11 protein-coding genes are annotated in these 14020 nt (G+C 69.0%); all 11 read left to right on the top strand.

What is annotated here, in order from left to right:
• Positions 1 to 54 precede the first annotated feature (54 nt).
• The gene (locus C8250_RS37135) at positions 55 to 912 is read left to right on the top strand and encodes an LLM class flavin-dependent oxidoreductase (protein WP_138356809.1); all 858 of its coding nucleotides are present in this window, start codon (positions 55 to 57) and stop codon (positions 910 to 912) included.
• 59 nt (positions 913 to 971) lie between these two features.
• On the top strand, positions 972 to 2228 hold the full coding sequence (locus C8250_RS37140; RefSeq protein WP_138356808.1) for an FAD-dependent monooxygenase: 1257 nt from the start codon (positions 972 to 974) through the stop codon (positions 2226 to 2228).
• Entirely contained in the window at positions 2221 to 3468 is a 1248-nt protein-coding gene (locus tag C8250_RS37145) for an FAD-dependent monooxygenase (RefSeq protein ID WP_244809611.1), read from the top strand. Before C8250_RS37140 ends, C8250_RS37145 begins: the two co-directional genes overlap by 8 nt.
• Positions 3469 to 3480: 12 nt before the next feature.
• Complete coding sequence (locus tag C8250_RS37150; protein WP_138356806.1) at positions 3481 to 4326, top strand: NAD(P)H-binding protein; 846 nt, start codon at positions 3481 to 3483, stop codon at positions 4324 to 4326.
• Positions 4327 to 4530: 204 nt separating this feature from the next.
• On the top strand, positions 4531 to 4890 hold the full coding sequence (locus C8250_RS37155) for an antibiotic biosynthesis monooxygenase family protein (RefSeq protein WP_244809613.1): 360 nt from the start codon (positions 4531 to 4533) through the stop codon (positions 4888 to 4890).
• A 17-nt stretch (positions 4891 to 4907) separates the two neighbouring features.
• Positions 4908 to 5795: an NAD(P)-dependent oxidoreductase gene (locus tag C8250_RS37160; protein WP_138356805.1), complete on the top strand. Its 888-nt coding sequence runs from the start codon at positions 4908 to 4910 to the stop codon at positions 5793 to 5795.
• A 101-nt stretch (positions 5796 to 5896) separates the two neighbouring features.
• Positions 5897 to 7105, top strand: a complete 1209-nt coding sequence (gene metK / locus C8250_RS37165) for a methionine adenosyltransferase (protein ID WP_138356804.1) — start codon at positions 5897 to 5899, stop codon at positions 7103 to 7105.
• Positions 7106 to 7130: 25 nt separating this feature from the next.
• A complete protein-coding gene (locus C8250_RS37170; protein ID WP_138356803.1) occupies positions 7131 to 8114 on the top strand; it encodes a carbohydrate kinase family protein in 984 nt (327 codons plus the stop codon).
• Positions 8111 to 11608, top strand: a complete 3498-nt coding sequence (gene metH / locus C8250_RS37175; protein WP_138356802.1) for a methionine synthase — start codon at positions 8111 to 8113, stop codon at positions 11606 to 11608. The genes C8250_RS37170 and metH overlap by 4 nt, the downstream gene beginning before the upstream one ends.
• Positions 11605 to 12498, top strand: a complete 894-nt coding sequence (gene metF, locus C8250_RS37180) for a methylenetetrahydrofolate reductase [NAD(P)H] (RefSeq protein WP_138356801.1) — start codon at positions 11605 to 11607, stop codon at positions 12496 to 12498. Before metH ends, metF begins: the two co-directional genes overlap by 4 nt.
• Positions 12476 to 13930: an adenosylhomocysteinase gene (gene ahcY / locus C8250_RS37185; protein ID WP_187145139.1), complete on the top strand. Its 1455-nt coding sequence runs from the start codon at positions 12476 to 12478 to the stop codon at positions 13928 to 13930. The genes metF and ahcY overlap by 23 nt, the downstream gene beginning before the upstream one ends.
• Positions 13931 to 14020: the final 90 nt, after the last annotated feature.

The raw sequence follows: 14020 nt of genomic DNA on the forward strand, positions 1-14020 counted from the left end.
GCTCCCCAGCCGTCACTCACACAATCACGGGACACGAGCTCGAGGAGGAACGCCATGGATATCGGGGTCTGCCTGCCGACCGCCGTGCACGGCGCCGACAGTAGTCAGTTGATCGAGTTCGCGCGCCGCGCCGACCGTCTCGGATTTCACAGCCTGACGGTGACGGACCGGGTCGTCTACGACAACTACGAGGGCATTGTGACGCTCGCCGCAGCAGCGGCGGTCACCGAGCGGATCAACCTGGTGACAGCGATTCTGCTGGCCGCCACCAGGCCCAGCCCGGTGGAGCTGGCCAAGCAGCTCGCCAGTCTGGACCGGCTCTCCGACGGGCGGCTCATACTCGGGCTCTCCGCGGGGATGCGCGAGGACGACTACGTGGCGACCGGAACCGACTACGCGACGCGCGGGCGCCGCCTGGACGCCATGATCGAAGAGATGCGCGAAGTCTGGCAGGGCAGGGGCCCGGTTCCCGGTGTCGGTCCCCGCCCCACCAACGGTGACATCCCGTTCTGGGGTGGCGGCCACTCGCCGGGCGGCCTGCGCCGTTCCGCGAAGTACGGCATCGGCTGGATCTCACCCGGTGGACCGCCGCACAAGTTCGGCGAACTGGTCGCGAACTTCGCGAAGTTGTGGGCCGAGGAGGGCCGCACCGGTACGCCGAGAATGGCCGCCAACTGCTATGTGTCGCTCGGTCCCGGCGGCAAGGAACTCGCCACCGAGCACATGCTCAGCTACTACGCCTACATGGGCAAGGTGGCGGAGCACCTCGCGGCGGGCGCGATCACTGAGGAAGACCGGCTGCGCCAAGTGGTGGACGCCTACGCGGCGAACGGCTGTGACGAGCTGCTGCTGCTGTCGGTCACGGCCGATCCCGATCACCTGGACCGGATAGCCGACGTGGTGCTGCGCTGACAACCAGCGCCTCCGCATCACACCCGCATCCGGCCCCGACCTCGTAACAGGAGTAGTTGATGGACACTGCCCGCGATTCGGGCCGGCCGCTTCGGATCATCATCATCGGTGGTGGCATCGGCGGACTGTGCCTCGCCCAGGGGCTGAAGCAGGCCGGTATTGAGGACGTCGCCGTCTATGAACGCGATCAGTCCGCCCGGGGCCGGATGCAGGGGTACCGGCTGAGGATCAGCCCCGACGGGGAGCAGGCGCTGCGAGAGGTCCTGCCTCCCCGGTTGCAGGAGCTCCTCAGCGCCACCTCGAACCAGCGCGGCGAGGAGGGCCTGGCGGCGTACGACGAGCACCTCGAACCGAAGTGGGCGCCCACGTTCAGCGATCCGCGCGGAGATTCACCGGACAAGGTGGACGCCGTGGACCGGGCGACGCTGCGCCGGATCCTGCTCGCCGGCCTGGACGACACAGTGCGCTTCGGCAAGCGGTTCACCCACTGCGAGCAGGTGGGCGGCCGCGTGGTGGCGCACTTCGACGACGGCGACTCGGACGTGGGCGATGTGCTGGTCGCCGCCGACGGGGTGAACTCCACGGTGCGCACCCAGTTGCGGCCGGCTGACCGCGCGCTCGACCTGGGCGTGCGGGGTGTCCTGTCGCGCACCCCGAGGGCCCAGGCCGTCGCTGCCGGGTTGCCGGATGCCTTCAAGGACCGCTTCGTCTATGTGATCGGTTCGGACGGATACCACCTCGGACTGATGCCCATGGTCTTCCGCGAGCAGCCGGACGACGCCTCGGCCCGGCTGTGGCCAGGACTGGAATTCGAGAAGACCGACGACTACTACATGTCGGTCTTCAGCGTGCACCAGGACTCCCTGGGGCTGTCCGACGACACGTTCTTCGCGATGAGCGGCGAGGAGCTCAAGCAGCTGGTGCTGGAACGGACCACCAACTGGCACCCGGACCTGCGGGCCGTGTTCGCCCACGCGGAACCCGAGGAGACCCACCCGGTCGCGCTGCGGGCGACGTCGCCGGTCGAGCCCTGGGAGCCCGGCAATGTGGTCCCGCTCGGGGACGCGGTGCACACCATGCCTCCCACCGGTGGGGTCGGTGCCAACACCGCGCTGCGCGACGGGGCCGCACTCACCCGGGCACTGACCCGGGTGAGCCGCGGTGAGCAGTCACTGACCGATGCCGTGACGGAGTACCAGACGGAGATGGTCAAGTACGCGACCGAGGCCGTCGACATGTCGTTGAAGATCGCCAAGTGGTCCATCCAGATTGATGTCGACGGGGGACAGACACCTTCGAGCGTGTCCAGTGTCTGATCGGAACGGTTCGGCCGGTGCCGGCCGCCATGCCGTGGTGGTGGGCGGCGGCATCGGCGGCCTGTCCGCGGCTGTCGGGCTGCACCGGCTCGGCTGGCGCGTCACCGTACTGGAGCGCGCCGATCGGATGCGTGAGTCGGGGGCGGGTATCTCGCTGCTGACGAACGCCCAGCGCGCGCTCGACCGGCTCGGGGTCGGCGATGCGGTACGCGCCCTCTCGGCGACCATGGATCCCGGCGGCGAGGGCCTGCGGGCGGCGTCCGGGCGGCGGCTGCAACGGCCGGCCGATCCGGCCTTCCTGCGCGAGCGCGGACTGTCGATCATCGTCCTGCCCCGGCCGGACCTGCACGGCACGCTGCGCGCAGCCCTGCCGGAGGCATCGCTGCACACCGGCGCCGACGTCACCGAGGTCACCGACGTGACCGACGGCGCCCGCGTCAGCTACCGGACCGAGGGCGGCGAGCGGACCGTGCACGGCGACATGGTGGTCGCCGCGGACGGCACGTTCAGCCGGATCAGGAGCGCCCGCTGGCCGCAGGTGCCACCGCCGGTCTACAGCGGCCACAGCGTCTGGCGGGGTATCGCCGAGGGGTGCGACGGCAGCGCCGAGCCCGGCGGCAGCACCTGGGGCCGGGGCCGGGAGTTCGGGCGGATGCCACTGGCCGCGGACCGCGTCTACTGGTTCGCCGTGGCCAATCTTCCCGAAGGTGTCCGATACCCCGACGAACACGCGCAGGTGCGAGAGCGGTTCGGCTCCTGGCATGACCCGATCCCCGCGCTGATCGCCGCCACGCCGCCCGACCGGGTGCTGCGCCACGACGTCTTCGAGCTGGCACAGCCGCTGCCCAGCTATGTCTCGGGCCGTGTGGTGATGCTCGGCGACGCCGCCCACGCCATGACCTCGGACCTCGGACAGGGTGCCTGCCAGGCGCTGGAGGACTCGGCCGTGCTCTGCTCCGTGCTGGCGGCCGAGGCCGACATCCCCCGCGCGCTCGCCGGCTACGACGAACTGCGGCGGCCCCGGTCACAGGCGATCGTCGAGGCCTCCCGCCGGATGGGAGAGCTGAAGCTGAACGAGCGGCGCCTGGAGCTACTGGTGCGCAACGTGAAGCTGAGAATCGCGCCACCGCGTGCCGGACAGAAAGGGGTGGCCGGTGTTGGCGACTGGCACCCCCCGGCGCTGCCGGAACCGGTCCCGGTTCCGGAACCTGCCGGGCCGGTTTCCACCCGGCGTCCTTGAGGAGGACGAACGATGATCCTGGTCTTCGGAGCCACCGGCAATGTCGGCAAAGAGGTGGTCAACGGGCTGGTCGAGCGCGGGAAGCAGGTCCGGGCCTTCACCCGGAACCCGTCCCGGGCCGTCTTCGACAGCGAGGTGGAGGTCCGCACGGGAGACCTCGACGACAGCCGGAGCATCCGGGCCGCGCTGGAGGGGGTGGACGCGGTGTTCATGCTCTCCGCGGGCCCCGACGCCCTGTCCTACGACCTCGCCGTGGCCGAAGAGGTGCGGCGCGCGGGTACGGCGCGGGTGGTGCGGATGTCCTCGGTGGCCGCGCTGCCGCCGGTCGAGACTTCGTACGGCCGCGCGCACGCCGAGGCGGACCGCGCGTTCCAGGACTCGGGCGCGGCGTGCACGATGCTGCGCGGTGCGACCTTCATGACCAACGCGCTGCAGTGGCGGGCGTCGATCAGGTCCCACGACACCGTCTACGGGGTGTACGGGACGATCGCCCGCGCCCTGGTGCATCCGGCGGACGTCGCCGCGGTGGCCGCCACCGCCCTCGTCACCCCGGGCCACGAGGGCCGTAACTACACGGTCACCGGCCCGGAGGCGCTCACCACCGACGACGCGGTCCAGCGGATCGCCAAGCTGCTCGGGCGGCCTCTGAGCTACGTGGAGATGCCGGTGGAGAAGGCCCAGCAGGCCATGGTCGGCGCGGGTCTGTCCGCCGAGTTCACCGAAGGGCTGCTGGCCGTGCAGAGCGATCCTGATCCGGCGCGCGGTGGTATCCCGCTGCCGACCGTGGAGTCCGTCACCGGTCTTCCTCCCCGCACCTTCGACAGCTGGCTGAAGGACCATCAGGAGGATTACAGCTGAGCGGAGTTGACTTCACAGAAACGGCCCTCGGGCATGCACACCTCCGCGCGGCGGGGTGCGTGCCCGAGGGCCGTCCAGCGTCCTGACCGCCGGCCGTCACATCGCGACAGGGGTGCCCCTTGAGCCGGTCTCGATCGGGTCCTGCCAGCGTTCCGCCGACCACCGGAGGTGCTCCGGCGGCGTCCAAGAGACCGGCGGTGAGACGTGAACGGCAAAACGAGCAGTGGCGGCACCGATGCCCCGCCCTTCCGGGTGATTCTGCGGATGGAGATCCGCCCGGGGGCGGCGGTCAACTTCGAGCACGCGTGGCTGGAGGTCGCAAGGGTGATCGCCCTCGATCCCGCCAACCTCGGCCAGGTGCTGGTGCGCAGCGCCGAGGAGGAGTTCGTCTACTACGTCTTCACCGACTGGATCGACGAACCCAGCTTCCGGGCGTTCGAGCGCAGTGAGGCGCATGTCGAGCACCGTCGCCGACTGAAGCCCTTCCGGGTCGGGGGTCAGATGATCCTCAGCCAGATCGTGTACGACCTCGGCGGTCTGGGCGCCGCCGCAGCGACCGCCTGACCTCAGCGAGGAGTGACATGGACGCGAAGCAGCTCGCCTTCATCGGACTGGGAAACATGGGTGGCGGAATGGCGCACACCCTGCTCGACGCCGGTTACCCGCTCACGGTGTACAACCGCACGGCAAGCAAGGCCGAGCCGCTGGTCGCCGCAGGAGCCCGGGCCGCCGCCACCCCCGTCGAGGCGGCGACCGGCCATGGGGTGGTGATACTCAGCCTGAGCGACGAGCACGCCGTGGAGCAGATCCTGTTCGGCCTGCTCGCGCCGGTGCTGGAGCCCGGCACCGTGGTGATCGACACCTCCACCGTCTCGCCCCGCTACGCCAGGGAGTCCGCGGAGCGCCTCGCGCAGCTGGGCGTACGCCGGGTGGAGGCGTGCGTGGTGGGCAATCCCTTCCAGGCCCGCAAGGGTGAGCTTCGGGTGTTCGCCTCGGGCCGGGACGATGACATCGCCGACGTGCGGGACATCCTCGACACCATCGGCTCCGAAGTGGTGCCGGCCGGGGCACCCGGCATGGCCACCACCATCAAGCTCATCTTCAACCTGCTGCTCGGCGCCCAGGTAGCCGCACTCGCCGAGAGCGTCGCCTACGGGGTGAGCGCCGGACTCGACCGCGACATGCTCATCTCCTCCATCGTCGGCAGCGGGTTCAGCTCGGTCGTGATGCGCTTCCGGGCGAATCTGATGCTCAACGGAACCTACGAACCAGCCTTCTTCCGCGCCGAGTTGATGGAGAAGGACCTCCGGCTGGCCAACCAGGCCGCACAGGAGGCAGGTGTCACGCTGCCGGTACTCGACATGGTCCGCGCCCGGTTCGCCGAGGTCATCGAGGCCGGGGACGGCGACAAGGACGCGTCCGTCCTCGTCGAGCACACCAAGCGTGACCAGTCCGCGTTCGGCTCCTGAGAGCCGCCCCCCGACGCCGTAACCGCGTCAACCCCGTCTTGAGCGGCCTTGCAGGCACTGCACGCAACATGGCCTGAGGTTGCCGACCATCTGGAGGAACCGTGTCCCGCCGCCTGTTCACATCGGAGTCCGTGACCGAAGGTCACCCCGACAAGATCGCCGACCGGATCAGCGACACCATCCTGGACGCGCTGCTCCGGCAGGACCCGACATCCCGGGTCGCCGTGGAAACCCTGATCACCACCGGGCAGGTGCACATCGCCGGAGAGGTGACGACCAACGCCTACGCCGACATCGCCACCCTCGTCCGGGAAGCCGTGCTCGACATCGGCTACGACTCGTCCGCCAAGGGCTTCGACGGCGCCTCGTGCGGTGTCTCGGTCTCCATCGGAGCGCAGTCCCCGGACATCGCCCAGGGCGTTGACACCGCCTACGAATCCCGCATCGAGGGTGGCGAGGACGACCTCGACCGCCAGGGCGCCGGCGACCAGGGCCTGATGTTCGGCTATGCCTGCGACGACACCCCGGAACTGATGCCGCTCCCGATCGCCCTCGCCCACCGGCTGGCCCGACGGCTCACCGATGTGCGCAAGGACGGCACCATCGCCTATCTCCGGCCCGACGGCAAGACCCAGGTCACCGTCGAGTACGACGGCGACAAGGCGGCGCGGCTGGACACCCTGGTGGTCTCCTCCCAGCACGCCTCCGACATCGACCTTGACGGTCTGCTCGCACCCGACGTGCGCGAATACGTCGTGGAGCCGGAGCTCAGGGCACTTGCCGAGGCCGGCATCGGCCTGGACACCGACGGCTACCGGCTGCTGGTCAACCCGACCGGCCGGTTCGAGGTCGGCGGTCCGATGGGTGACGCGGGGCTGACCGGCCGGAAGATCATCGTCGACACCTACGGGGGTATGGCGCGGCACGGTGGTGGCGCATTCTCCGGCAAGGACCCGTCCAAGGTGGACCGTTCCGCCGCCTACGCGATGCGCTGGGTCGCCAAGAACGTCGTCGCCGCCGGCCTGGCCCGCCGCTGCGAGGTACAGGTCGCCTACGCGATCGGCAAGGCCGCTCCGGTCGGGCTGTTCGTGGAGACCTTCGGAACCGAGACCGTACCGGTCGAGCAGATCCAGGAGGCCGTCGGAAGCGTCTTCGACCTGCGTCCCGCCGCGATCATCCGGGACCTCGACCTGCTGCGGCCGATCTACGCCCAGACCGCCGCCTACGGGCACTTCGGCCGGGAGCTGCCCGACTTCACCTGGGAGCGGACCGACCGCACCGAAAAGCTGGTCGCCGCAGTGCGGGGCTGACCTCAGCCAAAGGAGAGAAACAGTTGTGAAGATCGCCGTCACCGGATCCATTGCGACCGACCATCTGATGTTCTACCCCGGCCGCTTCACCGAGCAGTTGCTCGCCGACCGGCTCGACAAGGTATCTCTTTCCTTCCTCGCCGACGACCTGGAGGTCCGGCGGGGCGGGGTGGCGGCCAATATCGCCATCGGCCTGGGACGGCTGGGAATCCGGCCCCTGCTGGTCGGGGCGGCGGGCGTCGACTTCGCGGAGTACAGGCAGTGGCTCGAGGGCAACGACGTCGACACCGCCTCGGTACGGGTGAGCGAGACCCGGCACACCGCGCGCTTCGTCTGCACCACCGACGCGGACCAGAACCAGATCGCGACCTTCTACGCGGGTGCGATGTCCGAGGCCCGGGAGATCGCCCTCGCCCCGGTCGTGGAGCGGGCCGGTGGTCTCGATCTGGTCGTGGTCTCGCCCAACGACCCGGACGCGATGCTCCGGCACACCGCGGAGTGCCGTGAGTTGGGCATCTCGTTCGCCGCCGATCCCTCGCAGCAGCTCGCGCGTCTCGACGGACCATCGGCCCGGCAGTTGGTGACCGGTGCGACCTACCTGTTCACCAACGACTACGAGGCCTCGCTGCTCCAGGAGCGCACGGGATGGACCCACTCCCAGCTGCTCGACCAGGTCGGCACCTGGGTGACCACCCGCGGCGCCGACGGTGTGGACATCGCGCGGGCCGGCGAGCCGACCCTCTCCGTGTCCGCGGTGCCGGACGCCACGGTGGTGGATCCGACGGGAGTCGGTGACGCCTTCCGGTCGGGCTTCCTGGCAGGCGTCGCCTGGAAGTGGTCCGACATCCGCTCCGCCCAGCTCGGCTGCGCGCTGGCCTCAGTGGTGCTGGAATCCATCGGGACCCAGGAGTACGAGATCTCACCTGCCGAGCTCACCGCCCGTATCCAGATCGCCCACGGCGACGAGGCGGCCGATGCGATCGAGCCCCAACTGGTGGGCGTGTCATGAGCGCGGCCGCCCGGTCGGACGCGCTGCGTCGGGCATTCGCCACCCGGGTGGTGGTGGCCGACGGCGCGATGGGCACGATGCTGCAGGCCCAGGACCCCTCGATGGACGACTTCGAGAACCTGGAAGGGTGCAACGAGGTTCTGAACGTCACCCGGCCGGACATCGTGCGGTCGGTGCACGAGGAGTACTTCGCGGCGGGTGTCGACTGCGTCGAGACCAACACCTTCGGCGCCAACCTGGCGGCACTGGGGGAGTACGACATCCCCGAACGGATCCACGAACTGTCCCTGACGGGCGCCCGGTTGGCCCGTGAGGTGGCGGACGGCTTCGCCACGCCCGACCGGCCGCGCTGGGTGCTCGGCTCCGTCGGCCCCGGCACCAAGCTGCCCACGCTCGGCCACGCACCCTACGTGGCGCTGCGGGACGGCTACGAGGCGAATGTGGCCGGGCTCGTCGAGGGCGGCGCGGACGCGATCCTGGTGGAGACCACTCAGGACCTCCTGCAGACCAAGGCCGCCATCCTCGGCGCGCATCGCGCTCTGCGGAAACTCGGAATCAACCTGCCCATCATCACGCATGTGACCGTCGAGACGACGGGCACGATGCTGCTGGGTTCCGAGATCGGTGCGGCGCTGACGGCGCTGGAACCGCTCGGTATCGACATGATCGGTCTGAACTGCGCTACCGGGCCGGCCGAGATGGGCGAGCACCTGCGCTATCTGTCGCAGCATGCCCGTATCGCCGTCTCGTGCATGCCCAATGCCGGCCTGCCGGTGCTGGGCAAGGACGGCGCGCACTACCCGCTGTCGCCGGAGGAGCTCGCTGACGCGCACGAGACCTTCGTGCGGGAGTACGGGCTGTCGTTGGTCGGCGGCTGCTGCGGCACCACCCCCGAGCACTTGCGGCGGGTCGTGGAGCGGGTGCGGGGCCTGGACCTGTCGCCGCGCAACCCGCGCCCCGAACCAGGTGCCGCGTCGCTCTACCAGACGGTGCCGTTCAAGCAGGACGCGTCGTATCTGGCGATCGGTGAGCGGACGAACGCCAACGGGTCGAAGAAGTTCCGTGAGGCCATGCTCGAAGGCCGTTGGGACGACTGCGTCGAGATGGCCCGCGACCAGATCCGCGAAGGCGCGCACCTGCTGGACCTGTGCGTGGACTACGTCGGCCGCGACGGCGCCCTCGACATGAGTGAGATCGCGGGCCGTTTCGCGACCGCGTCGACGTTGCCCATCGTGCTGGACTCCACCGAAGTTCCTGTACTGAAGGCCGGGTTGGAGAAGCTCGGTGGTCGCGCCGTCATCAACTCCGTCAACTACGAGGACGGTGACGGACCTGAGTCACGTTTCGCGCAAGTCACCGCACTGGCCTCGGAGCACGGTGCCGCGTTGATCGCGCTGACGATCGACGAGCAGGGCCAGGCCCGCACCCCCGAGCACAAGGTCGCCATCGCTGAGCGCCTCATCACGGATCTGACCACCAACTGGGGCATCCATGAGTCCGACATCCTGGTGGACTGCCTGACCTTCACGATCGCCACCGGCCAGGAGGAGTCCCGCAAGGACGGCATCGCCACCATCGAGGCGATCAGGGAGTTGAAGCGCCGCCACCCCCTGGTGCAGACGACCCTCGGCCTGTCGAACATCTCCTTCGGGCTCAACCCGGCCGCCCGCGTCGTACTGAACTCCGTGTTCCTCAACGAATGCGTTGCGGCAGGTCTGGACTCCGCGATCGTGCACGCCGCGAAGATCGTGCCGATCGCTCGTATCCCCGAGGAGCAGCGGGAGATCGCCCTTGATCTGGTCTATGACCGGCGCCGTGAGGGCTACGACCCGCTGCAGGCCTTCTTGGAGGCCTTCGAGGGCGTCGACATGAAGTCGGTGAAGGCCGGCCGGGCCGAGGAGCTCGCCGCCCTGCCACTGGACGAGCGGCTGCAGCGGCGGATCATCGACGGTGAGAAGAACGGCCTGGACCGCGACCTGGACGAGGCGCTCGCGACCCGTCCCGCGCTGGCGATCGTCAACGACACCCTGCTGGAGGGCATGAAGGTCGTGGGCGAGCTGTTCGGTTCGGGTCAGATGCAGTTGCCGTTCGTGCTGCAGTCCGCGGAGGTCATGAAGACCGCGGTCGCCTACCTCGAACCGCACATGGAGAAGTCCGACGCGGAGGGCAAGGGCACGATCGTGCTGGCCACGGTCCGTGGCGACGTTCATGACATCGGTAAGAACCTCGTCGACATCATCCTGTCCAACAACGGCTACAACGTCGTGAATTTGGGGATCAAGCAGCCGGTGGCGGCGATCCTGGACGCGGCGACCGAGCACAAGGCCGACGTGATCGGCATGTCGGGACTCCTGGTGAAGTCCACCGTGATCATGAAGGAGAACCTGCAGGAGCTCAACCAGCGCAAGATGGCCGCCGACTACCCCGTCATTCTGGGTGGCGCAGCATTGACCCGCGCCTATGTCGAGCAGGACCTGCACGAGATCTACGAGGGCGAGGTCCGCTACGCCCGCGACGCGTTCGAGGGCCTGCGGCTGATGGACGCGCTGATCGCCGTCAAGCGCGGTGTGCCGGGAGCGACGTTGCCGGAGCTTAAGCAGCGGCGGGTACCGGTACGTCCGGCCATCGTCATCGAGGAGCCGGACGAGGAGCGCGGCTCGGTCCGGTCGAACGTGGCCACCGACAACCCGGTCCCCACCCCGCCGTTCTGGGGCAGCCGCATCATCAAGGGCACGCCGCTGAAGGAGTACGCGGCCTGGGTGGACGAGGCCGCGCTCTTCAAGGGCCAGTGGGGCCTGAAGTCGGCTCGCGGCAGCGGTCCTTCGTACGAGGAGCTGGTGGAAACCGAAGGCCGGCCGCGGCTGCGGATGTGGCTCGACCGGCTGCACACCGAGAACATGCTCGAAGCGGCCATCGTCTACGGCTACTTCCCCTGCGTGTCCAAGGGCGACGATCTGATCATCCTGGGCGAGGACGGCGGCGAACGGACCCGCTTCACCTTCCCCCGGCAGCGCCGCGGGCGCCGGCTGTGCCTGGCGGACTTCTTCCGCCCGGAGGACTCCGGCGAGACCGACGTCATCGAGATGCAGGTCGTCACCGTCGGGAACCGGGTCTCGGTCGCGGCCAACGAGATCTTCGCGGCGAACGCGTATCGCGACTACATGGAACTGCACGGGCTGTCGGTGCAGCTGACCGAGGCACTGGCGGAGTACTGGCACGGACGGGTCAGGTCCGAGCTGGGCATCGCCTCAGCGGACCCGGACAACCTGGACGCGATGTTCCGCACCGAGTACCAGGGCTGCCGCTACTCCCTCGGCTACCCGGCCTGCCCCAACCTGGAGGACCGCGCCAAGATCATGGACCTGCTCCAGCCGGAACGCATCGGGGTCAACCTCTCCGAGGAGTTCCAGCTGCACCCCGAGCAGTCCACCGACGCGATCGTCATCCACCACCCGGAAGCCAGCTACTTCAACGCTCATGGAGGCCCCTCATGAGCACGCTGCGCGAGATTCTGGCCTCGGGAACCCGGTCCTTCTCCTTCGAGTTCTTCCCGCCGAAGACGGACGCGGGCGAGCGCTCGCTGTGGGAGAGCATCCGGCGGATCGAGGCCGTCGCCCCCACCTTCGTCTCGGTCACCTACGGCGCCGGCGGCTCGTCCCGCTCCCGCACCATCGCGGTCACCCAGCGGATCGCCGCCCAGACGAGTCTGCGCCCGGTGGCCCATCTCACGGCGGTCGGGCACTCGGTCGGTGAACTGCGGCGCATCATCGGGCAGTACGCCGACGCGGGCGTCCGGGACGTCCTGGTGCTGCGCGGCGACCCGCCGGGCGATCCGCGCGGTGCGTGGGTGCCGCACCCGGACGGGCTGAACCACGCCCGGGAACTGGTCACGCTGGTCAAGGGGTCGGGGAACTTCAGCATCGGCGTCGCGGCCTTCCCCGAGCGCCACCCGCGTTCACCCGACTGGGAGACCGAGGTCCGGCACTTCGTCGCCAAGGCGCGGGCCGGGGCCGACTACGCCATCACCCAGATGTTCTTCCGGGCCGAGGACTACTTCAGGCTCCGGGACCGGGTGGCCGCCGCGGGATGCGATCTGCCGATCATCCCGGAGATCATGCCCGCCACCGACGTCCGGCAGATCCGGCGCTTCGCCGAACTGAGCAATGCGACGTTCCCGGACGATCTGGCAGCCCAGTTGGCGGCGGCCGAGCACGACCCGGACGTCGCCCACCGGATCGGGGTGGACCACGCTACGCGGCTGGCCCAGCGCCTGCTCGACGCCGGCGCTCCGGGGCTCCACTACATCACCCTCAATCGGTCCACGGCCGCCTTGGACATTCACCGAAACATTAGGAGTGCAGATGCCGTTCCTCACCGCCGCTGATTTCAAGGTCGCGGACATCTCCCAGGCCGCTTACGGCCGCAAGGAGATCACGCTGGCCGAGCACGAGATGCCCGGCCTGATGTCGATCCGTGCCGAATACGCGGCCTCCAAGGCGCTGGCCGGCGCGCGGGTCACCGGTTCACTGCACATGACGATCCAGACCGCCGTCCTCATCGAGACGCTGGTCGCGCTGGGTGCCGAGGTCCGCTGGGCGTCGTGCAACATCTTCTCCACCCAGGACCACGCGGCCGCCGCCATCGCGGTCGGCCCGAACGGCACCCCCGAGAACCCGCAGGGTGTGCCGGTCTTCGCCTGGAAGGGCGAGAGCCTGGAGGAGTACTGGTGGTGCACGGAGCAGGCGCTGACCTGGCCGAACACCCCCACCGGCGGCCCGAACATGATCCTGGACGACGGCGGCGACGCCACCCTCCTGATCCACAAGGGCGTCGAGTTCGAGAAGGCCGGCGAGGTCCCGGCCACCGCCGCCGACGACTCCGAGGAGTACGGCCACATCCTCCAGCTCCTCCGCCGCACCATCGGTGAGAACTCCCAGAAATGGACGCAGCTGGCGTCGGAGATCCGCGGCGTCACGGAGGAGACCACCACCGGTGTTCACCGCCTGTACGAGATGATGCAGGAGGGCTCGCTGCTCTTCCCGGCCATCAACGTCAATGACGCGGTCACCAAGTCGAAGTTCGACAACAAGTACGGCTGCCGCCACTCCCTGATCGACGGCATCAACCGTGCCACCGACGTCCTCATCGGCGGCAAGGTCGCCGTCGTTCTCGGCTACGGCGACGTGGGCAAGGGCTGTGCGGAGTCGCTGCGCGGCCAGGGCGCCCGCGTGGTGATCACCGAGATCGACCCGATCTGCGCCCTGCAGGCGGCGATGGACGGCTACCAGGTCGCCACCCTCGACGACGTCGTCGAGACCGCCGACATCTTCATCACCACGACCGGCAACAAGGACATCATCATGGCCGCCGACATGGCCAAGATGAAGCACCAGGCCATCGTGGGCAACATCGGCCACTTCGACAACGAGATCGACATGGCCGGCCTGGCCAAGATCCCGGGCATCGTCCGGGATGAGGTCAAGCCGCAGGTCCACACCTGGAAGTTCACCGACGGCAAGGTCCTGATCGTCCTCTCCGAGGGCCGTCTGCTGAACCTCGGCAACGCCACCGGTCACCCCTCGTTCGTGATGTCCAACTCCTTCGCGGACCAGACCCTGGCCCAGATCGAGCTGTTCACCAAGCAGAGCGAGTACCCCACCGGCGTCTACGTGCTCCCCAAGCACCTGGACGAGAAGGTCGCCCGTCTGCACCTGGACGCCCTCGGCGTCCGGCTGACCACGCTCCGCCCGGAGCAGGCCGCCTACATCGGCGTCCCGGTCGAGGGCCCCTACAAGGCGGACCACTACCGCTACTGAACCATCGGCGCAGTCCGGCAAACCGACAAGGAAACCATGAGCATCTTCGAGCTGGAACGACAGATGACCGGTGCTCCACCGGAAATCGTG

Origin of the sequence: Streptomyces sp. So13.3, from assembly GCF_005860785.2 — a bacterium.
Taxonomy (GTDB): domain Bacteria; phylum Actinomycetota; class Actinomycetes; order Streptomycetales; family Streptomycetaceae; genus Actinacidiphila; species Actinacidiphila fildesensis.